20 protein-coding genes and 1 tRNA gene are annotated in these 21,068 nt (G+C 60.1%); 15 read left to right on the forward strand and 6 right to left on the reverse strand.

Going from position 1 to position 21,068, the window contains the following annotated elements; translation table 11 throughout:
* Nucleotides 1-719: 719 nt before the first annotated feature.
* Complete coding sequence (locus ACUN8C_RS04690) at nt 720-1,037, reverse strand: carboxymuconolactone decarboxylase family protein (protein ID WP_445621140.1); 318 nt, start codon at nt 1,035-1,037, stop codon at nt 720-722.
* 274 nt (nt 1,038-1,311) lie between these two features.
* Here ACUN8C_RS04690 and ACUN8C_RS04695 point away from each other — a divergent pair, with 274 nt between their 5' ends.
* Complete coding sequence (locus ACUN8C_RS04695; protein WP_445621141.1) at nt 1,312-1,734, forward strand: GNAT family acetyltransferase; 423 nt, start codon at nt 1,312-1,314, stop codon at nt 1,732-1,734.
* 32 nt (nt 1,735-1,766) lie between these two features.
* Here ACUN8C_RS04695 and ACUN8C_RS04700 read toward each other — a convergent pair.
* Nucleotides 1,767-1,843, reverse strand: a tRNA-Arg gene (locus ACUN8C_RS04700).
* A 74-nt stretch (nt 1,844-1,917) separates the two neighbouring features.
* Between ACUN8C_RS04700 and ACUN8C_RS04705 the strand changes: the two genes are divergently transcribed.
* The 3 genes from ACUN8C_RS04705 (at nt 1,918) to ACUN8C_RS04715 (ending at nt 4,975) form a co-directional block, all read left to right on the forward strand.
* On the forward strand, nt 1,918-2,688 hold the full coding sequence (locus tag ACUN8C_RS04705) for a methyltransferase domain-containing protein (protein ID WP_445621142.1): 771 nt from the start codon (nt 1,918-1,920) through the stop codon (nt 2,686-2,688).
* A 112-nt stretch (nt 2,689-2,800) separates the two neighbouring features.
* A complete protein-coding gene (locus ACUN8C_RS04710; RefSeq protein ID WP_445621143.1) occupies nt 2,801-3,775 on the forward strand; it encodes a methyltransferase in 975 nt (324 codons plus the stop codon).
* A 12-nt stretch (nt 3,776-3,787) separates the two neighbouring features.
* Entirely contained in the window at nt 3,788-4,975 is a 1,188-nt protein-coding gene (locus ACUN8C_RS04715; protein ID WP_445621144.1) for a glycosyltransferase family 4 protein, read from the forward strand.
* On the opposite strand, the gene greB is transcribed toward ACUN8C_RS04715, so the two are convergent.
* Complete coding sequence (gene greB, locus ACUN8C_RS04720) at nt 4,972-5,505, reverse strand: transcription elongation factor GreB (protein WP_445621145.1); 534 nt, start codon at nt 5,503-5,505, stop codon at nt 4,972-4,974. The genes ACUN8C_RS04715 and greB overlap by 4 nt on opposite strands.
* 217 nt (nt 5,506-5,722) lie before the next feature.
* Between greB and ACUN8C_RS04725 the strand changes: the two genes are divergently transcribed.
* The 8 genes from ACUN8C_RS04725 (at nt 5,723) to ACUN8C_RS04760 (ending at nt 13,732) form a co-directional block, all read left to right on the forward strand.
* Complete coding sequence (locus ACUN8C_RS04725) at nt 5,723-6,352, forward strand: NUDIX domain-containing protein (protein ID WP_445621146.1); 630 nt, start codon at nt 5,723-5,725, stop codon at nt 6,350-6,352.
* A gap of 4 nt (nt 6,353-6,356) precedes the next feature.
* A complete protein-coding gene (locus ACUN8C_RS04730) occupies nt 6,357-6,806 on the forward strand; it encodes a DUF1249 domain-containing protein (protein WP_108843249.1) in 450 nt (149 codons plus the stop codon).
* A 117-nt stretch (nt 6,807-6,923) separates the two neighbouring features.
* The gene (locus ACUN8C_RS04735) at nt 6,924-7,673 is read left to right on the forward strand and encodes a metallophosphoesterase (RefSeq protein WP_445621147.1); all 750 of its coding nucleotides are present in this window, start codon (nt 6,924-6,926) and stop codon (nt 7,671-7,673) included.
* A 191-nt stretch (nt 7,674-7,864) separates the two neighbouring features.
* On the forward strand, nt 7,865-8,776 hold the full coding sequence (gene cysD / locus ACUN8C_RS04740; protein WP_108843251.1) for a sulfate adenylyltransferase subunit CysD: 912 nt from the start codon (nt 7,865-7,867) through the stop codon (nt 8,774-8,776).
* 7 nt (nt 8,777-8,783) lie between these two features.
* Complete coding sequence (gene cysN / locus ACUN8C_RS04745) at nt 8,784-10,208, forward strand: sulfate adenylyltransferase subunit CysN (protein ID WP_445621148.1); 1,425 nt, start codon at nt 8,784-8,786, stop codon at nt 10,206-10,208.
* 214 nt (nt 10,209-10,422) lie between these two features.
* Nucleotides 10,423-11,577 carry a porin gene (locus tag ACUN8C_RS04750; protein WP_445621149.1) on the forward strand — a complete coding sequence of 385 codons (1,155 nt, stop codon included), beginning with the start codon at nt 10,423-10,425 and terminating at the stop codon, nt 11,575-11,577.
* Nucleotides 11,578-11,651: 74 nt separating this feature from the next.
* Complete coding sequence (locus ACUN8C_RS04755) at nt 11,652-13,175, forward strand: DNA-3-methyladenine glycosylase 2 family protein (protein ID WP_445621150.1); 1,524 nt, start codon at nt 11,652-11,654, stop codon at nt 13,173-13,175.
* Nucleotides 13,172-13,732 carry a methylated-DNA--[protein]-cysteine S-methyltransferase gene (locus ACUN8C_RS04760; RefSeq protein ID WP_445621151.1) on the forward strand — a complete coding sequence of 187 codons (561 nt, stop codon included), beginning with the start codon at nt 13,172-13,174 and terminating at the stop codon, nt 13,730-13,732. Before ACUN8C_RS04755 ends, ACUN8C_RS04760 begins: the two co-directional genes overlap by 4 nt.
* On the opposite strand, the gene ACUN8C_RS04765 is transcribed toward ACUN8C_RS04760, so the two are convergent.
* From ACUN8C_RS04765 to cmoA, 3 genes are all read right to left on the reverse strand, one after another.
* Complete coding sequence (locus ACUN8C_RS04765; RefSeq protein WP_445621152.1) at nt 13,667-14,641, reverse strand: hypothetical protein; 975 nt, start codon at nt 14,639-14,641, stop codon at nt 13,667-13,669. The two genes, ACUN8C_RS04760 and ACUN8C_RS04765, sit on opposite strands and share 66 nt — an antisense overlap.
* Before the next feature lie 144 nt (nt 14,642-14,785).
* Nucleotides 14,786-15,769, reverse strand: a complete 984-nt coding sequence (gene cmoB, locus ACUN8C_RS04770) for a tRNA 5-methoxyuridine(34)/uridine 5-oxyacetic acid(34) synthase CmoB (RefSeq protein ID WP_445621153.1) — start codon at nt 15,767-15,769, stop codon at nt 14,786-14,788.
* A gap of 38 nt (nt 15,770-15,807) precedes the next feature.
* The gene (cmoA, locus tag ACUN8C_RS04775; RefSeq protein WP_445621154.1) at nt 15,808-16,542 is read right to left on the reverse strand and encodes a carboxy-S-adenosyl-L-methionine synthase CmoA; all 735 of its coding nucleotides are present in this window, start codon (nt 16,540-16,542) and stop codon (nt 15,808-15,810) included.
* A gap of 189 nt (nt 16,543-16,731) precedes the next feature.
* On the opposite strand from cmoA, the gene pgi reads away from it, so the two are divergent.
* The 3 genes from pgi to parE all read left to right on the forward strand — a co-directional run bounded on the left by pgi (nt 16,732) and on the right by parE (nt 21,067).
* Complete coding sequence (gene pgi, locus ACUN8C_RS04780; protein ID WP_445621155.1) at nt 16,732-18,375, forward strand: glucose-6-phosphate isomerase; 1,644 nt, start codon at nt 16,732-16,734, stop codon at nt 18,373-18,375.
* A gap of 43 nt (nt 18,376-18,418) precedes the next feature.
* Complete coding sequence (locus tag ACUN8C_RS04785) at nt 18,419-19,042, forward strand: YqiA/YcfP family alpha/beta fold hydrolase (protein ID WP_445621156.1); 624 nt, start codon at nt 18,419-18,421, stop codon at nt 19,040-19,042.
* A 144-nt stretch (nt 19,043-19,186) separates the two neighbouring features.
* Nucleotides 19,187-21,067, forward strand: a complete 1,881-nt coding sequence (gene parE / locus ACUN8C_RS04790; RefSeq protein ID WP_445621157.1) for a DNA topoisomerase IV subunit B — start codon at nt 19,187-19,189, stop codon at nt 21,065-21,067.
* Nucleotide 21,068 lies beyond the last annotated feature (1 nt).

Here is a 21,068-nt window from a genome sequence, read left to right on the forward strand (position 1 = left end):
GGGTTCAAGCGTGGGAACATTGTTCCCACTGAAAAATCGAGTGGGAACAGAAAAAGATAAAAACACCCCTATATAGGTAGGTGTTCCCGTTTGTTCCCACTCTTTAGTGTCTTACCGGGAACAAGCGAGCCAGCCTGTGGCGCGGCTTTCAGCGAGATGTTCCCACTGTTCCCGCTGTTCCCGGTCGTTTTCAGGTCCCTGTGAAAACCTTCCTCACCGTTCCAGCGCTCGATGAGGGTCTTCTGGCCATTATCACCGCCGGTTTTGTCGATCCTTCTCTCTGGCAGGCGAAAGGGGTTTGGGGTCGTGGCCACCACACAAAAAAGCCTCGTATAAGCGCGATACGCTTATCCGTTTTCACACCTGTGATTTTTGGGTGGCAACAGTGGCAACAAGGCTCAACCATGCGGGTTCCAGCGCGGCAACACTGTTGCCAGTCAAAAAGTCACTGGCAACAGAATCAGGGTGAAAACCCCTCTTATGGTGTGGTGTTGCCAGTTGTTGCCACTCTTTAGTGTTTTACTGGCAACGCGTCAGCCCGCCTGTGACGCGGCTTTCAGAGATGTGTTGCCTTGTTGCCACTGTTGCCACTCGATTCAGGTTCCTGTAACGCGGCTTCCTTGCCGTTCCAGCAGTAGGAGAGGGTGGTCTGATCTTCAGGGCCGGCAGCCTTGCCAATCCTTTCCCTTGGCGAGCGAAAGGGTGTCAGGGATCGCCCTCTACTGACGCATTCCGATCGCCAGACGATTGAAGGCACTCATTAGTGATACGGCGAAGGTCAGGTCGCTGATTTCGGCGTCCGAAAAATGCACTTTCAACGGCTCGAAGTCCTTATCGGGAGCATGCGTCTCTGCAACATTGACCAGCGACTCTGCCCATGCCAACGCGGCCCTTTCCCGATCATCAAAGCGAGCGCTGACGCGCCATCCTGAAAGGCTGTCCAGTTTGGCATCACACACGCCTTTGGCACGCAGGGCACTGGCGTGCATCTTCAGGCAAAAGGCACAGCCATTGATCTGCGATACCCGCAAATACATAAGCTCGATCAGTTCCTGTCCAAGGCTGCTGTGATCCAGTGTTTTTTGGTGGCACCCAGCCCTTTATAGGCTTCCGGTGAAAGAGTGGGGTAGGGCAGGCGCAGGCGAAGGGTACTCATGGACTGGCTCCGGCGTGAAAGAAGAAATATCTTTCAAAGCTGATGCGATATGTTGGTCCGAAGGCAATGTTTGCGTTGTGATTTGGCGGTTGCAGTGTCTGCACTTTGAGAGGATGGGGTGGGGGCCGCAGGGATGAACAAACAAGGGGATAGACATGCAGATTCGAACCTTCAGGCCCGAGGATCAGGCGGCAGTCATCGAGCTCTGGCAGCGCTGTGGACTTGCGCGCCCATGGAATAATCCCGCCCTGGATATCGAGCGCAAACGCAGTGAAGACCCGGCGCTGTTTCTGATTGGCACCGATGAAAACGGTCGTGTGATGGCGTCAGCGATGGTGGGATTTGACGGTCACCGCGGCTGGCTCTATTACCTGGCGGTTGATCCCGACGAGCGTCGACGCGGCCATGGCCGTGTTTTGATGGAGCAGGCGGAAAGGCTTTTGATCGAGCGGGGGTGTCCGAAAATCATGCTGATGGTGCGCCGCGGTCAGCCGGAGCTGGAGGCGTATTATGAATCGATGGGCTTTGAGGAAAACGAGGTCGTGACGATGGGCAAGCGGCTGATCGAGGATGACTAGGCTTGCGATTTTTGCGATAGGGGGAAAAGCGCTGGCGCCCCCAGCACGATTCGAACGTGCGACCTTCCCCTTAGGAGGGGGACGCTCTATCCAGCTGAGCTATGGGGGCGAAGCGGGCGCCATTATAGGGATTTCCCGCGTATAGTAAAACCCTGACGCATTAACGCCGCCAATCGAGCCCGCATGAAAGAACGCATCACCACGGACCGCCACTTCAACGGCATGGCCGAGAAGTTCGAACACTCCTTATACAATCACTCCCGCGGACGGCTGCGCCTGGCGCTGTTGACCCGCGCCATCGAGTCTTCCATTCCACTGAGCGGGCAGCCGCTGGTCGATGTCGGCGCGGGGCTGGGCCAGATGGCGCACTGGGCGGCAGAAAAGGGCCACCCGGTCACGCTGCTGGAGCCGGCCGAAGATATGCTCGCCGCTGCGCGCACACGTTTGACCGGTCATGATGTCCGCTTTTATCAGCGCGATCTGCAGGGCCTGATTGATGTGGCGCCCGGGCCGTGGCCGCTGATGTTCTGTCACGCCGTGCTTGAGTGGTTGATCGATCCCGAAGCGGCGGTTCATCGGCTGGCCGAGCAGCTGGCACCGAACGGGTGGCTGTCACTGATGGTGTTCAATGAGGATGCGCTGCGCTTTTCCAACGTGGTGAAGGGCAATCTGCAAAAGGTGCTTGATGACCAGCTGGCAGGCTTTGGTAAACGCAAGCGCCTGACGCCGATTTCCCCGCTGCGCCATGACGAGGTGGTGCGCTGGCTGAATGAGGCCGGACTGGAGGTTCGGGCCGTGACCGGCATTCGCGTGTTCCATGATTATCTGCGCGAGCGCGACCCGGATGAGGCCACGCTGGAAAGGCTTTTTGAGCTCGAGCATCGCTATTGCCGGCAGGAACCCTACTGGCGCCTGGGTCGCTATCTTCATTACAGCGTTTATCGTCCGAGCTGATATTCTTCACCTCATCGCAGGGGTGTTTCCGGGCTTGCTCGGAGATATACCGTTATCTTTATGGCCATGTCACGGGACAGGCCAGCCATTATTTGAGTAAAGCAGGGGATTCATGAGTTTTTCCACGCCCATGGGGCAGTTACTGGACCGACAGTCACCCGCCATCAGAGAAGGGGAATGGCTGATCGCCCCGCCGCTGGATGAAGGGCTTTTAAGCGGCGCGAAACACCGCATCTGGAGTCTGGATCACTTGATCGCCGAGGTGTGGCGCAAGCATGGCCATGAGGTGGTCGAAGGGCTGACACCGCCGGAAGGCATGACGGCGGCGCTGCTGTTCTGGCCCAAGACGATGGATCTGGGGCGCTGGTGGCTGGATCAGCTCAATGCGCACTGCAATGTGGGCAGTACACTGCGCATCGTCGGTGAGCATCACGGCGGCGGCAAGCGCGTGCCGGGCGAGCTGAAAGCCCGCGGCATGTCGCATCAGCGTCTCGATAATGCGCGGCGCTGCTCGCTGTATGAGGCCACCACCATTGAGCGGGAGGCGGGGGATCACTGGTCCACGTTCGAAGCGCTGGATCTCACCCTAGTCAGCCATCCCGGTATCTTCGGTCACGGGCGACTGGATGATGGCACCCGCATGCTGCTGGACGTTCTGCCGGCTCAGGAAGGGCGCGTGCTGGATGCCGGCTGCGGCGATGGCGTGATCAGTGCCTGGGTGGCCCGTCAGGGCGCTGACGTCACGGCCGTGGACATCAACCATCTGGCGCTGGAAGCCACTCGCCGTACGCTTGAGGCCAATGGCCTGAAAGGCGAGGTGCTGCCCAGCGATATGCTGGACGGTGTTGAAGGGCCCTTTGACGCCATCATCAGCAACCCGGCCTTTCATCAGGAGCGTCACGTCTCGATCGACCCGGCCCGCAAGCTGATCGAGCAGGCCAGCAAGAAGCTGACCCCGAAGGGGGCGCTGTATATCGTGGCCAACAGCTTTTTGCCCTACATGGTCCTGATGAAAAAGCACTTCGGTCGGGTCGATGTGCTTGAGGAAAACAGCCGCTTTCGGGTCTATCGCTGTAGCCGGCGTTAAGGGCTCGTCATCATGAACCCCACGCATTTTATTCGGTTGCAGGAGCTGGCTGGCACAGAAATGATGCTTTTTTCGCTCTTGTCACGCTGGCAGGCGGATCATCGTATTGTCACCACTACTCGTATCCCTGATAACGTCAGGGTCGAGGTAAAGCCACAGTGGCAGACACATCGACACAAGGCGCCACTGGGCGTACACCTGCCACGCTTTCTGAATTCCATGCGTCCTGCGATCTGGCAGCGTGTGTTGGGGGAGAGCGATCTGCTGATCTCGTGGTCTCAGTTCAAAGGAAAGGATCTGGCACGGGCGTTTAAAAAACGTGGGCGGCCGGTTGTACATTATGACCACGGTTCTGCCTGGTCCGTTGATGTGATGCGAGGTCAGCGCTGGCTCAAGGAAGTAGATCGTATTGTTTGCGTGTCACATGCAGGCAAACGCATGATCGAGCTGCGTCTGGGTGTGACTGATGTTCCCATGGATGTCTGCTTCAACCCTTCCCGCCGAAGCCTGATCGAGCACAGGTTTGGTGTATCGGAAATATCTGACAGGCAAAAAACAGACGATACGCTGGTGATTGGCATGGCAGGACGTTTGACGCCGGTCAAGGGTATGTTGATTGCTTTGCAGGCCATGCGCCATCTTCTTGATGCTGGAATCAAGGCCCGTCTTGAGATTGCCGGCAGTGGTGAGCAAAGAGACGTTATCGAGACCTCAGTGGCATCTTTGGGGCTTGAGCATGCCGTTACGCTGCTGGGCCATGTCAGTCATATGGGACAGTTCTATCATGGGCTGGATCTTTTCTGGAGCACGGCCGTAAGAGACCCCTGTCCGTTGACCACACTGGAGGCGCTCTCCTATGGCGTGCCGGTCATTGCCAGCCGTGTGGACGGATTTCCTGAGCAGATCCGTGAGGGAGAAACCGGCTATACACTCTGCTGTACCCAGCCTTTGAAAAGTCGGCCCTGGCTTGAGGATATTACCGGCATCGCCACACAGGTGTATGACCCTGATCTTGACGAGCTCAGAGCGCCCATGGCGGTCGATCCACAGGCTCTGGCTGAGCGTACAATCGCGATAGTGCAAACGCCTGGTGAACTGACAAGGCTGCAACGACAGGCGTTGCACGACGGCGTTGAACGATTTGGTTTCGAAGCGTATTACCGGCGCATTACGAATGCGTTGACCGGAAAATCACTCTAGCGCTCGGCGTAGGCGATGTCGGTAATGATATAGGTGGTCTCGCCGCCCGGGGCGTCGACGGTGACTTCGGCGTCCAGTGGCTTGCCGAGCAGGGCACGCGCGAGTGGGGCATCCACACTGATCCAGTGCTTTTTGTTGTCGGTCTCGTCGGGGCCGACAATGCGGATGCGCATCTCTTCGCCGTCGTCATCTTCCAGCGTCACCCAGGCACTGAAAAAGACCCGCTCGCGGTCGGCCGGCAGCCGGTCGACCACGGTCAGTGCGTCCAGGCGCTTTTGCAGATAGGCGATCCGGGCGATGGTGCCGTTCAGGGCCTTCTTGTTGTAGGTGTAGTCGGCGTTTTCGCTGCGATCGCCCTGGGCGGCGGCTTCTCCGGTCTTGCGGGACTGTTCCGGGCGGCGTACGCGCACCAGATGATCCAGCAGGCTTTGCATCGAGGCGTAGCCTTCCGGTGTGATCAGGTCGGTCTTTTTCTCCTGACGCGGATCCTTGGCGGGATCGCGCCAGCGAGTCATGTTGCGTCCTTTCATGCAGGCGGTGGCCGTATGACAGTGGGGCCATTACCATAATCGCCTCGTATTGTGCTGCCAAGGCCGGCTGCCGGCGCGCGCTTGAAAGTTTCTGGCGCAGTGCCCATAAACCTGCCAACACTTCCTTTATGGCCCGGCGCATTCCGTCTTCCCGTCACCCGAGACTGTCTGCCATTTCCATCCGGCGGCCATGCTCATGTATTTCAAGGACAAGCTGATGACCACTCAGGAGACAACGTCCGTGCCACGTTTTGACGGCGCTGACGTCGAGCACATCGAAGACGTGCCGCTGCATCGCGGATTTTTCAATCTAGACCGCGTGGACGTGCGCCATCGCCGGTATCAGGGCGGCTGGAGCGAGACCGTCTCGCGTGAGGTATTTCGTCATCATGACGCCGTTGGCGTGCTGTTATATGACGTGGAACGTGACGCCGTCGTGCTGGTCGAACAGTTTCGCGCCGGCGCCATGGGGCGCAATTTCAGCCCCTGGCTGCTGGAGCCTGCCGCCGGTCTGATCGACTCAGATGAGTCACCGGAAGCGGTGGCCCGTCGCGAGGTACACGAAGAAACCGGATGCGATACCGAACAGCTGATGGAGATTCACCGTTATTTCCCCAGCCCCGGGGCCTGTGACGAGTACATTACGCTGTATTGTGCGCTGGTGGATTCGACCGAGGTGGGCGGCGTACACGGGCTTGAAGAGGAGCACGAGGACATTATGGTGCGTGTGCTACCCTTCCGTGACGTCTGGGGAATGCTGGAAAACGGTACCATCAACAATGCCATGTTACTGATTGCGCTGTACTGGCTGGCGCGTGAACGCCCGTCCCTCAGAGCAAGGAGTTAATCATTTGAGTAGACGAACCGCTTACGTTACCGATCTCAGGACGCTACAGGCCGAGTGTACGGCCAATTTCGTGCGTCTTGACCGGCTGCTGGGCGATACCGCCGCCGGCGAGCGCGTAGAGCTGCCGCTGGCAAGCCATACCGCCCGCTTTGGCACCCTGCATCTCGAGGTTGTCGAGCGCGCACCCTACACAACAGTCGTACGCGTTTTTCAAAGTGGCGTGCTGGATGGCATGATCGATGCGCCGCGCATGATGGTGCATCTGTATCACGATGTGCAGATGGCCGAGGTGACTGACTTTCAGCGCAAGCGCCACTTCGAGGGGCGCTATCGCTACCCCAATGCCCATATGCATCAGCCCGATGAGAAACTGCAGCTCAATCGCTTTCTGGGCGAATGGCTGGAGCATGGTCTGGCCCATGGCCACGATACCCGTATTTTTGAAACGCCCTGAGTCGCACAGCGCCTGCTGATGCGCCCTCGTTTAAATCCTCGCCCTGTTGCGCCCTCGTGTTGTGCTCTTGTGTTGAGCTGATACTGTCGCCGGGAATGCCCCTGTCAGGAGAAGGCCATGCTGATCATTCAGCTGTCGGACAGCCATTTAAAGGCAGACCCCGCCGGGGTATATCGAGACGTTGAGGTAGACGCGCGGCTGACCTCGATGCTGGCCGTGGTGGCTGCTTATCAGCCTGACCTGATCGTAGTCAGCGGTGATGTCAGTGATGACGGTTCATTGGCTTCCTATCAGCGCGCCGCCGAGCATCTCGATGCAATGGGCTGTCGCTGGATCTGGTTGCCCGGTAATCATGATCATCCGGCGACCATGGCCGAGGTGCGCGCGCTGGAGCCCGTCATTTATCTGGCGGGCTGGCAGATCCTGCTGCTCAACAGCTGGATCGAGGGTGAGGAGGGTGGTCGGCTGGGCAGTGAGCAGCTGGCGCATCTTGACGCGCAGCTGGCCGGAGATGCGTCACCGGCGCTATTGGTGCTGCATCATCCCCCCGTAAGCGTTGAGGCCGACTGGATGAACGAGATTGGCTTGGAAGATCGCGAAGCCTTCTGGGCCGGACCTGGCCGATCTGATCATCTGCAGGCTGTGCTGTGTGGCCACATTCACCATGAGATGACCTGTCTGCATCAGGGCGTACCGGTCATGTCGGTACCGGCCATTGCCGCGCAGTTTGTGCCTGAAAGTCAGGAGTTTGCCGTCGATAGCCACGCCCCGGGCGGCTTTCGTCTCATACATCTGGGTGTCGATGACGCCGGGCGGCCCCGTTTATCGACGCGGGTTGAATACGTTCCAGTCCAACGGCCCGGGTAGCAGAAAGCGTTTGCGACAACTTTATAGCTCAAACGTCTAAAGGAAGAAACGTTGATTCTTTGACGTTATGAAGGCGGCTCGCTAACGTGAGCGCATCTTTATTTGCTCGTGACGTTTTTTTCACGAGAACCCCGTTTACAGCGTCATCGTCATTCGGCGATGGCGTTTGGTCATGAGAGGTTGTGATACGCATGCTTTCTCCCGAGCGGCAAACACATCTGAAACAGCTCGAAGCCGAGTCGATTCATATTCTTCGCGAGGTGGCGGCCGAGTTTCGCAACCCCGTCATGCTCTATTCGATCGGCAAGGACTCCTCGGTCATGCTGCATCTGGCCCGCAAGGCGTTCTATCCCGGTACACCGCCATTCCCGCTGATGCACGTCAACACCACGTGGAAATTCCACGAGATGATCGAGTTTCGCGATCGCATGGCGGCCGAGACCGGCATGGAGCTGATCGAGCACATCAACGAGGAAGGCCGCGAGGCGGGCATCAACCCGTTTGATCACGGCAGCTCCAAGTACACCGATGTCATGAAGACCCAGTCGCTCAAGCAGGCGCTGGACAAGTATGGCTTCGATGCCGCCTTTGGCGGGGCACGTCGTGATGAAGAGGCCTCGCGTGCCAAGGAGCGTGTCTACTCTTTTCGCGATCAGTACCACCGCTGGGACCCGAAAAATCAGCGCCCGGAGCTGTGGAGCCTGTACAACGGCCACATCAACAAGGGCGAGTCGATTCGCGTCTTCCCGCTGTCCAACTGGACCGAGCTGGACATCTGGCAGTACATCTATCTCGAATCGATTCCGATTGTGCCGCTGTATTACTCCGCCAAGCGTCCGGTCGTCGAGCGTGATGGCACGCTGATCATGGTCGATGACGAGCGCATGCCGCTGAATGAGGGCGAGGTGCCCGAGATGAAGTCCGTGCGTTTCAGAACGCTGGGCTGCTATCCGCTGACCGGCGCCGTGGAATCCGAGGCGGCAACGCTTCCCGACATTATTCAGGAGATGCTCCTGACCCGTACCAGTGAACGTTCCGGGCGCGCCATCGATCACGATCAGGCCGGTTCCATGGAACGCAAGAAACGCGAAGGTTACTTCTGAGGCGCATATGGCACACCAATCATCCCTGATAGCCGAAAACATCGAGGCGTATCTCAAGGAGCATGAAGCCAAGGATCTGCTGCGCTTCATTACCTGTGGCAGCGTCGATGACGGCAAGTCGACCCTGATCGGGCGACTGCTGCACGACTCGAAAATGATCTATGAAGATCAGCTGGCGGCACTGACGCGGGATTCAAAAACCCGCGGCACCACCGGCGAGCGCGTGGATCTGGCGCTGCTGGTTGACGGGCTTCAGTCCGAACGCGAGCAGGGCATCACCATCGATGTGGCCTATCGCTTCTTCTCGACCGACAAGCGCAAGTTCATCATCGCCGACACGCCCGGGCATGAGCAGTACACCCGCAATATGGCCACCGGTGCTTCGACGGCAAGCCTTGCGGTGATCCTGATCGATGCACGTTATGGCGTGCAGGTGCAGACCCGTCGTCACAGCTTCATCGCTGATCTTTTAGGCATTCAGCACCTGGTGATCGCGGTCAACAAGATGGATTTGGTCGAGTACTCGCAGGACCGTTTTGAAGAGATCAAGCGCGACTACCTGGGCTTTGCCGAGAACCTCAAGGCGCGTGATATCAGCTTTGTGCCCATGTCGGCGCTGGAAGGCGACAACGTCGTCAACCCGAGCGTCAACATGCCCTGGCATGACGGCGTGCCGCTGCTGGAACAGCTTGAAAACGTCGAAATTTCGCGCGACCAGAACCTGACCGATCTGCGCTTTCCGGTGCAGTACGTCAATCGTCCCAATCTGGATTTTCGCGGCTATGCCGGCACGCTGCAGGCCGGCGTACTGCGCCCGGGACAGCAGGTGAAGGTCCTGCCTTCCGGCAAGGTCTCCACGGTCGAGCGCATCGTGACCTTTGATGGCGATCTTGACGAGGCGTGGCCCGGTCAGGCCATTACCGTCACGCTCGCCGATGAGGTTGATATCTCCCGCGGTGACTGGCTGGTGGCCTCTGACACCGAACTGCCGATGTCCAATGCCTTTGTGGCCGACATCGTCTGGATGAACGAGCGCGAAATGACGCCCGGTCGCGGCTATGACTTCAAGCTGGCCACGCGGGATGTCAGCGGCCAGATCAGCGCGATTGACTACAGTATCGACGTCAATACGCTGGAGCATTACGATACCGAGCGGCTGGCGCTCAACGAGATCGGCCGCTGTCAGGTTACGCTGACCCAGCCCGTGCCGGTGGATGCCTACGACACCAGCCCCGGTACCGGCAGCTTTATTGTCATCGACCGCCTGACCAATCTGACGGTCGGCGCCGGCATGATTCGCAAGGCCGCTGATAATGCTGAAGGTAGTGGCGCTGTTGACTGGCAGGCCTTTGAGGTCGAATTCAACGACCTGATCCGTCGCCACTTCCCGCACTGGGAAGCGCGTGACGTGCGCGACATCTTCAAGCGCTGACGCTGTAGCAATCGTTCGAACGACGCCCGGCCCTGTGCCGGGCGTTTTTGCTGGTGTCTTTGCGCAGCGGCGAGGTAACCCGCGGTCAATTCGTTGGCGTGTCCGGTTTCAAATCGTTGTGTTGTCTCACTATACTCCCCCCGCTTCTCAAGCCGTCAGACAGCGTGCGCCCTGACCTGCTCGGCGTTTTTTATCGTGATGATCGGGATTGACCATGAATATCGGGAAAGGGCGGGGGGTAGTGCTGGGGCTGACGGGCGGTCTGGTACTGATGCAGGCAGGTGCTGTCCGGGCGGAAGTCACGCTGTTGTCACCCACCGAGTCCCCGGAGACCGGGCTTGATCGTGTCGAGGTCAAGGTCGGCGGCAGTGTGCGGGCGCAGTATTTCAATGAACTGGGCGGGTCGGATGAGGGGAGCTACAAGCATCGCGGCTATGACGGCGGCACGCGCTTTCGGCTGCACGTCAACTATCACGTCAGTGATGATCTGACGCTTTTGAGCTATGGCGAGCTGGGCGTGAACACGGCGAAGGTCATGGGCTGGGATGATCACTACGATCAGGATAGCTCCGATAGTGCGACGACCCGCCGACAGATCTATTTCGGGTTTGAAAGCGACCGTTACGGCCGGCTGACCGCCGGCAAGCAGAACAGTGTCTATTACGACACCGTTGGGGTCAGCACGGACGTCTGGGATTACAACCAGTTTGCTCAGGCGCCGGGGGTGGGCATCGATGGCAGCTACGATGGCTCCTATCGCGCCCGCAAGAGCCTGCGCTATTCCAACGGCACTGAAGACTTCACGGTCTTTGCGGGCTGGCTGTTTCCCGATGATGACCTGCATCTGGACGGACCGTTTGATTATCGCCGTCGCAATGGGGGCTCCATCGGCTTCAGATGGCATTTGACCGATGATCTGACGCTGGGCGCGGCCTATGCCAATACCTCCGCCGAGATCAAGGGCAGCGGCGATCAGCAGTCCTTTCGTCAGCAGCTCACCGGCAGTTCCCTGACCTGGACGGGCGGTGACTGGTATCTCGCCGTAGGTGCGGGTTATTACGACGATTTCGTGCCCGACCCTGCCGCTGATGGGCTCAATGACTACCTTGCCAGCGACGCCTACGGGGTAGAGTACATCGCGCGCTACAGTTTCCAGCTCGACAACGACTGGGTGCAGAGCATCAAGCCCTTTGTGGCCGGCGATCGCCTGAAGCGGCTGGGCAGCGCCGACAGCCAGACCAACCATCAGGTGCTGGGGGTGACCACCCAGTTCAACCACGGCTTCCGCCTGGATCTTGAGCGCATCTTTGCCAACACTTCGGACAGTGAGCCCGACTCGGTACTGGCCAGACTGCGCTACGACTTCTGAGCACCGCTGCACGTCGCCAATCACATGTCCGTAAACGGCCAATGCCTGAGCATCAGACGCGATATATTGGGGGCATGAACCTTGCTCCCGATGTCTGCTATCAGGCTCTGGCCTCCCGCGACCGCCGCTTTGACGGTCAGTTTGTCGTCGGGGTGACGTCGACCGGTATCTATTGCCGGCCGATCTGTCGTGTGCGCTGTCCGAAACCTGATCACTGCCGTTTTTTTACACACCCGGCCGCCGCCGAGCAGGCCGGGTTTCGCCCATGTCTGCGCTGCCGCCCGGAACTGGCGCCAGGGCTTGCGATGATGGATGCCCGTGATCAGCTGGCACAGGCAGCCATGGTCATGATCGACAACGGCTTTCTGGATCACGACGGCAGTGCCGCGCTGGCGCGCCGGATCGGGGTCAGCGACCGTCATCTGCGGCGTCTGTTCAGGGCCACATTTGGTGTGACAATGTTCGATGTGGCCAGAACCCGACGCCTGTTGCTGGCCAAGCGACTGCTGACCGATACCGCACTGCCCATCAGCGAGATTGCGCTGGCCGCGGGCTTTGGCAGCCAGCGTCGGCTGAATGCGCTTTTCCAAACACACTATCGCATGTCGCCCGGTCGTCTTCGTCGGGGTGGGTGTGCCGGGGCTGCCGGCTCATCAATCACGCTGGCGATGGCCTATCAGCCGCCGCTGGACTGGGCGGCCATGCTCGACTTTCTGGCGGTCCGACAGGTCGAGGGGCTCGAGCAGATCGAGACAGGGTGTTGGCAGCGCAGTCTGATGATCGAAAAGGACAGTGTCGGCGGGCGGATCAAACACACTGGCTGGATATCCGTGACCCATGTTGCCCCGGGACAGCTGGCGCTGACCCTGCCGGTCACGCTGGTGCCGGTCATGGGAGAGGTACTCAACATTGTGCGTCACCTGTTTGATCTGGACGCGCCCATGGCGCTGGTCGAGGCGCATCTAAAGGGACTGGTGCCTGCGAGCACCGGCATCCGGGTGCCCGGCGCCGTCACCGGCTTCGAGATGGCGGTGCGCGCCATCGTTGGCCAGCAGATCACGACCGCTCGGGCGCGGCAGGTGCTGGAGGCACTGGTGGCCAGATTTGGTGAGCCGCTGCAGGAGCATCCGGGGCGTTTTGTGTTCCCACCCCCCGTGGTGCTGGCGGCGCAGGCGCCCGAGGCCCTGATCGCACTGGGGCTGTTGCGCATTCGGGCCGAGGCCATCATCGCCGTGGCGAAAGCGATGGACAGCGGGGCGCTGGTGTTGAGTCCGGGCGCGCCGGTGGCGGCAGGCATGGCAGGTCTGCAGGACATTCGTGGTATCGGTGACTGGACAGCGCAATATGTGGCCATGCGGGCGCTGGCCTGGCCGGATGCCTTCCCGGCGGGCGATCTGGTACTCAAAAGGGCCATGGGCTGTCGCAGCGCCCGGGAGGCAGCGGCAATCTCTGCTGTCTGGTCGCCGTGGCGTGCCTATGCGGCCATTCGGCTCTGGCACGCTGCGTCATCTGCTGCCCATTCGAACAATGCCATTTTACCGTTGGCGGAGCCGGTGGATATCGAGCCGGCGCCGTCGAACGAGGAGTCACCATCATGATGGAATATGCCGTGATGCCCTCGGCACTGGGGGATATCGTGCTGCGCGTCGAGTCGGAGTACCTGACCGGCGTTTTTTTCCATGATCAGAAGCATTTCCCGAGCTCGGCGCAGGGGCCCTTTATGCCGATCAAACAGAGTTCGTCAGCGGTAATGCGTCAGGCCGGCGAGGAGATCGAAGAATATCTCGCGGGGGCTCGACAGCGCTTTGAGCTGCCGCTGTCGCTGCCGGGCAGCCCCTTCCAGCAGCGCGTCTGGCAGCGTCTGGAAGGCATCGAGTTTGGCGAGATTCTCACCTATGGCGCGCTGGCGCGGTCACTTGGTTTGTCGCGAGGCCATGCGCGGGCAGTGGGCAGTGCGGTCGGCCGCAATCCGATCTCGATGATCGTGCCCTGTCATCGTGTGCTGGCCGGTGGCGGTGCGCTTACCGGTTACGCCGGCGGGCTGGCGCGCAAGGCGCACCTGCTGGCGCTGGAAGGGCGCCCGGAAGGGTCAGCGGCACTCCGCCAGATCGAGGGCGAGCATCATCTCGCCGCTGGCGTCGAACGCTTCCAGTGAGGTGGTAAGCCCTTCGGGACCGGGCCGCACAACCTGCCAGGCCTCATACAGGGCGCTGCTGTCGAGAGACAGGGTCAGGTGATCGCTTTCAAGGCGAAGCGTGTCGCGGCTGCCCTGATGAAAGTGTTTGAAACGGGCGCGATGATGATGGGCGCCGCCGGCGTGGATCAGACTGGCCCGGGTGGGCTGCGTACGCCGACAGGCAGCTGCCAGCGCCATGATGAAGCGCTCGGGCGCCACTGACGTGCTGAAGTGTCCTGCTACGGCGCGGTTGGCCTCCACGCGTCGCATTCGGTGATGCGACAGCAGCCGCGAGAAATCCTCTGCGCCGCACAGGGCACGCCATGACGCGAGCAGTGCCGGACGATGCGCCTTCGGGCAGTCGTGGGCAATGTCGATGCAGCGGGTAAAACCGGGGCGTTTGAGGGTGGCGAAGTATTCAAGCATGGTCCAGCCGGAGGCTTCTGGCGTCAGGCCATACAGCTGGTGCAGCACATGGCCGAAACGGTCGAACACCTGCAGGCAGGGCACTTCCTCAGCCGTTGGCGAGGGCCGTTCACGGGACAGGCTGACCCAGTACCAGCAGGGCAGCAGAAGCTGCATGGTCAGTGCCCGATCATTCCAGAGACTGGCATGGCGCTGATCGGCGTGAATGTGACAGCCCTCCAGCCGGCTCGACAGTGCCGCGTGCGAGCTTCGGGTTACAATCTGAACCTGGCCCAGCTGCGGCAGCATCATGACCAGATCACAGGGCGTCAGGGCCAGTGAGTGCACTCCACGCCCCAGCCGCGAGGCCTGAATGTCCCCTTCGCTACAGTCCAGCAGCGCTGCCAGCGTGCGACATTCCAGATGCGGGGCCCGCAGACGTGCTTCCTCAAACGCTTCAAACACAACGTCGGCCTGGTGCATGCGGCAACCCTCGCAGCGTGATGGATGGATACAGGGTTTATTTTGCTAATGATAACCATTTGCAAAAAGCCATCAAGCAAAAACCACGCGTATCGTTCAGCAGGTCGCTGGCCCTGATCGAATGTCGAGCGTTTCAGCGCCGTGTCAGGGTTTTGTCGCGATGACCACGGCCCGTCTCGGCGCCGGGTAGCCTTCGATCGTACGGCTCGTATCCTCGGGGTCGAGAAAATCGGCCAGTGACTGGAAGGTCATCCACTCGGTGGCGCGCTGCTCGTCCAGCGTGGTGTTGGCTTCATCGACCACCCGCGGGTTTTGAAAGCCTACCCGGCCGAGCCAGTGTACAAGCGCTTTTGAGGAGGGCAGAAACCAGACGTTGGGCATCTGTGCGTAGCGCTCGCCCGGGACCAGTACCTGATGCTCATCGCCTTCCACCACCAGCGTTTCAAGCACCAGCTCACCGCCCGGGCGCAGCGTGTCATACAGTTCGCGCAGATGATCGATGGGGGACGGGCGGTGATAGAGCACGCCCATGGAAAAGACCGTATCAAAGGCGGCCAGCCGCGGAGGCACTTCCTCGATACCGACCGGAAGAAAATGCACATTGCGCCCGGCTTCCCCCATGAAATGGCGAATGGCATGAAACTGCCAGTAAAAGCGCGGTGACGGGTCAATCACGAGCACAAAGTCAGCCCCGGCCCCGGCCATGCGCCAGCCGTGATAGCCGTTGCCGCCGCCGACATCGAGCACGCGCCGACCCTTGAGATCACTCAGGTGCGGCGCCAGACGCTGCCACTTCCAGTCCGAACGCCATTCGGTATCGATGGTGATCTCGCCGACCCGGTAGGGTCCCTTGCGCCAGGGGGCCAGAATCTTCAAAAGATTGTCGCACTGCCGGCGGCTGGAGGCGTCCATGATGGCCTCCACGCTCACCGTATCCTGCGTCAGATGCACCTGTTCCACTTCCAGTGCGGGCAGGCGTTTGACCGCGCGCTCCCAGGCGGGAAGATCGCCGAATCGTTGACGATCCAGACCGCGTGCCAGCTGCTCGGGCAGGCGGGCAAGCCAGCTTTCCAGCCCCTGTTCGAGAAAGGCGTGATAAAGGGGAAGATGACGCGCATCAATCGACATGCAGAGGTCCGGGCTGGTGAGGATAAAAGGGAGATAACTTATTTAAAGGCCAGTATCGAGGCAAAGTTGAGATACTGAAACCAGGTGTCATGGCGCGTGAAGCCCGTGTGGGCCAGTCGCTCATGATGGGTGGAAAGCCGGTCCGGAATCATGACGTCTTCAAGCGCCGTACGTTTCTGGCTGATCTCAAGATCCGAATAGCCGTTGGCGCGCTTGAAGTCATGGTGCAGGTCGATCAAAAGCGATTCCTGGCCCGGCTCGCCCAGAATCTTTTCCGACAGCAGCAGCACCCCGCTGGGCATGAGGGCGTCATACAGGCGTTGAATCACCTGGTCACGCTCGCTCGGGTCAAGAAACTGTAACGTAAAATTGACCATGATCATTCCGGCCCGGGGCAGCGGACAGTCGCGGATATCGCCCTGCAGTACCTCGATGCGATGCTCGGGCGCCTGCTGTGCGAGAAGGCCGCGGGCCTTGTCGACCATGGGCTGTGAGAGATCGATCGCCTGCAGAGTGAAAGCCTCGGGCCCCAGGCGCTGACAGATGGACAGGGTCGAGGCGCCCAGCGAGCAGCCCAGATCCAGAATGTGGGCACCGGGGCTCAAGTGGCGTGCAGCGATAACACCGGCCATGCTGGTGATCTGGGCATAGCCTGGCACCGAGCGGCGGATCATGTCGGGAAAGCAGTCGACCACGCGTTCGTCAAAGGAAAAATCGGTAACCTGATCCAGCGGTGTCGAAAAAAGGGCGTCGCGTCGGGAGACGTCGGTCATCGGGGTACCCACGATCTATCAGACTCTGAGAGAAGGTTGTTCGGTCATGCAGACAGTGGTCTGATAGAGACCCGCTGCGTGTCGGACGCACCGTCTGTCAGAATGAACATCAAACAGGGGCGGTCTTCATGGCCGACCATGTTACGCTTTGAGCATGAAAGCTGCACCTATCACGGAGGAAGAGCAAGGATGTCAATTCGTCAAAACACGGCCTGGAAAGCGCTGGAAAGTCATCGCGATACCATGCGCGATGTGCACCTGACCACCCTGTTTGAACAGGATGGGCGCTTTGACGCCTTCTCCCGTCAGGCTGCCGGACTTACGCTTGATTTCTCCAAGCAGCGCATTCGTCAGGAGACCCTGGATCTGCTGCTGAACCTGGCCCGTGAGGCCGGGGTGGAAGCCGCCGTTGAGCGCCTGCTGTCCGGTCGTCGTGTCAACCTGACCGAAGATCGGCCGGCCCTGCATACGGCGCTGCGTCTGCCGCAGGGCGGCGAGTTTCACGTTGAAGGGGAAGACGTTCAGGCCGATGTGCATGACAGTCTCGACCGCATGCAACAGATGGTCGAAAAGCTTCAGGCCGGTCAGTGGCGTGGCGCGAATGGCCATGCCATCAAACAGGTCATCAATCTGGGCGTCGGCGGTTCCGACCTGGGTCCGCTGATGGTCGTCAAGGCGCTGGAAGATGCGTTTGTAGCGCCCAATGCGCTGGAAGTGCATTTTGCGTCCACCATCGACGGTTCACAGCTGGCCGAGCTGCTGCCGACGCTGGATGCCGACGAGACGCTGTTCATCTATTCCTCCAAGTCGTTTGGCACCATCGACACCTCGGCCAATGCCGACACGGCGCTGGCCTGGCTTGCCGAGCAGACCGGCAGCGACATCGAGCGCCTGAAGCGTCATCACTTTATCGGGGTGTCCACCAAGCCCGAGAAGATGACCGAGTGGGGCATCGCGCCCGACCATCAGCTGCTGTTCTGGGACTGGGTCGGCGGTCGCTACTCCTTCTGGAGCGCCATCGGTCTGCCCATTGCCATCCGTCTGGGCATGGACAACTTCCGTCGTTTGCTGGCCGGTGGCCATGCCATGGATGAGCACTTTGCCTCGGCGCCGCTGGAAGAGAATCTGCCGGTGCTGTTTGGCCTGCTGGGCATCTGGAACACCAACTTCCTCGATATTCAGTCGCTGGCGGTATTGCCCTACGACGGTCGTCTCAAGCATCTTCCGGGCTATCTCCAGCAGCTCGAGATGGAATCCAACGGCAAGTCATCGACCAATGAAGGCGAGAAGGTCGACTACAACACCTGTCCGGTTCTTTGGGGCGAGATCGGGCCCAACGGCCAGCACGCCTTCTATCAGCTGCTGCACCAGGGCACGCGAGCGGTGGCGTGTGATTTCGTGGCCCCCATCACGCGTTATGATCACGTGGAAAGCGCCACCGTGCGGGAAAGCCTTGAGCGCCAGCATCGCCTGTCGCTGGCCAACTGCTTTGCCCAGTCCCGTGTGTTGATGCTGGGTGATGACGCCATCAAGAGCAGCGAGACGCCTCCGGCCCACAAGCGCTACGGCGGCAACCAGCCGTCATCTACCCTCCTGTTCAACACGCTGTCGCCGGAATCACTCGGTGCCCTGATTGCGCTTTACGAGCACAAGGTGTATGTCCAGGGCGTCATCTGGGACATCGATTCGTTCGATCAGTGGGGCGTGGAGCTTGGCAAGAAGATCGCCAATGAAACGGCCGATATTCTCGAAAGCGGACAGGGCGCTGACCAGCTGGACGATTCCAGTCGTCATCTGATCGAGACCGTGCTGGGTCAGCGCGGCAACGTTTAAAAATGGCTGTTTATTTATACAGTAACTGCGTTATGCTGATGTCATGAATGATCATGCCAATGCCGTCGACAACGTGCTTTATCTGCACGGTTTCAATAGCCACCCCGGTTCGGCCAAGGCCGAGTTGACCCGTCGGGCCTGCGAGCAGGCCCGACCGCGTCCGCGCTTTATTGCCCCGGCCCTGTCGCATCATCCAGGCCCTGCCTGGCAGACGGCACAGGAGGTGATGAGCACGCTTGAAGGGCGCACCATGGTGATCGGCAGTTCCATGGGCGGTTTTCTCGCCATGGGGCTGGCCCGTACCCATGAGGTGGCGCGCGTGGTGCTCATCAATCCGGCCGTTGATCCCTTGAAGATCGCGCTGGAGCGCATGGGCAGCGAGATCGAACACGTCGAAACCGGCGAGATGTTCGTGATCGATGAAAGCTATGCCGATGCCCTTCGCGAGCAGCAGGCCGAGGTGGTCAATACCGACCGGTTTCTGGTCCTTCTGGGCACCGAGGATGAGATCCTCGATTACCGGCAGGCACTGGAGATGCTGGACGGCAGCCGGTTTGTCATCAATGAAGGTGATGATCACGGCCTGAGTCGGTATCCTGAACTATTGACGACAGTGCTGGCCCATGGCGGCCTGACGCTGCCGGAAGATTTCAATCCCGTACCGTAGGCCTTCAATGTGCCAGCGCCGTATTCCTGACCCGACAGGCCGGCCTGAAAAACCGGTCTGTTGCGCCAGCGCTGATTGTTCCAGAGAGCCCCTTCGGCGCTTGACGATGAGCGCTTCTCGTTCATTTCTGACGCGACTTCACGTATGACCCAGTACAGTGCCAGTTCCATCGAGGTGCTTTCCGGTCTTGAGCCGGTAAGAAAGCGCCCCGGTATGTATACCGATACAACCCGACCCAATCACCTCGTACAGGAGGTGGTGGACAACAGCGTGGATGAAGCGCTGGCGGGTCACGCAAAAAAGATTACCGTACAGCTTCGTGACGATGGTGCCATTGAAGTGGTCGATGATGGCCGCGGCATGCCCATTGATATTCACCCCGAGCATGGGGTGTCGGGCATCGAGCTGATCCTGACGCGCCTGCATGCGGGCGGCAAGTTTTCCCAGTCCAGCTATCGCTTCTCGGGCGGCCTGCACGGCGTGGGGGTGTCGGTGGTCAACGCCCTTTCCGAGCGGCTTGAAGTTGAAGTCTGCAAGGACGGCAAGCGCTACCGCACCGCCTTTGCCTTCGGCGAGAAGATCGAAGAGCTTGCCGTCATCGGTGACTGTCCGAAAAAGGCGACCGGCACAACAGTACGCTTCTGGCCGGAACTGGCCTATTTCGACAGCCCCAATGTGTCCGTGACGCGGCTGTCGCACCTGCTGCGCGCCAAGGCCGTGCTGTGCCCGGGTCTTGAGGTAAAGCTGATCGAAAGCAGCGGTAATGTCAGTACCTGGCATTACGAAGACGGCCTGCGCGACTATCTCGCCCAGTCGACCGATGGTTTCGAGCCGCTGCCGGCCTCACCCTTTGTCGGCGCTTTTGAAGACGATGAGCACAGCGTTGACTGGGCGATTCAGTGGCTGCCCGAAGGGGGAGAGGCGCTGGTCGAGTCCTACGTGAACCTGATTCCCACGACCCTGGGCGGCACCCACGTCAACGGGTTTCGTACCGGGCTTTTGGATGCGCTCAGAGAGTTCTGCGACTACCGCAGTCTGCTGCCGCGCAACGTCAAGCTCTCGGGCGAGGACCTGTGGGAGCGGGTGGCCTTTGTGCTCTCGATCAAGATGTTCGAGCCGCAGTTCGCCGGACAGACCAAGGAGCGCCTTTCCTCACGCGCCGTGGCAGGCTTTGTGTCGGCCGTCGTGAAGGACGCCTTCTCGCTGTGGCTCAACGAACACACCGCGCAGGCCGAGCAGCTCGCCGAGCTGGTCATCAGCGCCGCTCAGCGCCGTCAGCGCTCCTCCAAAAAGGTAGCGCGCAAGAAGGTCACTCAGGGCCCCGCCCTGCCCGGCAAGCTGGCGGACTGTTCCAGTCAGGACCCCACCGCCGGTGAGCTCTTTCTGGTTGAGGGCGACTCGGCCGGCGGCAGCGCCAAGCAGGCGCGCAACCGGGAAACCCAGGCGATTTTGCCGCTCAAGGGCAAGATCATGAACACCTGGGAAGTCGACTCCCAGGAAGTGCTAGGCTCGCAGGAGATTCACGATATCGCTGTAGCGCTGGGCATGGACCCGGGCAGCGACAATCTGGAGCGCCTGCGCTATCACAAGATCTGCATTCTGGCCGATGCCGACTCCGATGGCCTGCACATCGCCACGCTGTTGTGCGCGCTGTTTGTGCGTCACTTCCCGTCACTGGTCGATGCCGGCCATGTCTTTGTCGCCATGCCGCCGCTGTATCGCATCGACCTGGGCAAGGAAGTGCATTACGCCCTGGATGAAAGCGAGAAGGCATCCGTGCTTAAAAAGCTGGCCAGCCGTCGGGGCACACCCAACGTTCAGCGCTTCAAGGGGCTGGGGGAAATGAGCCCGGTGCAGCTTCGCGAGACGACCATGGCGCCGGATACGCGTCGACTGGTCCAGCTGACCCGCGAAGCCGGTGATGACACCCTGGAGCTGATGGATATGCTGCTGGCCAAAAAGCGTGCCGGCGACCGGCGCGGCTGGCTGGAACGTTACGGCAATATGGCTGAGGTAGACGTCTGAC

The sequence above is a fragment of the Kushneria sp. Sum13 genome (assembly GCF_052692355.1).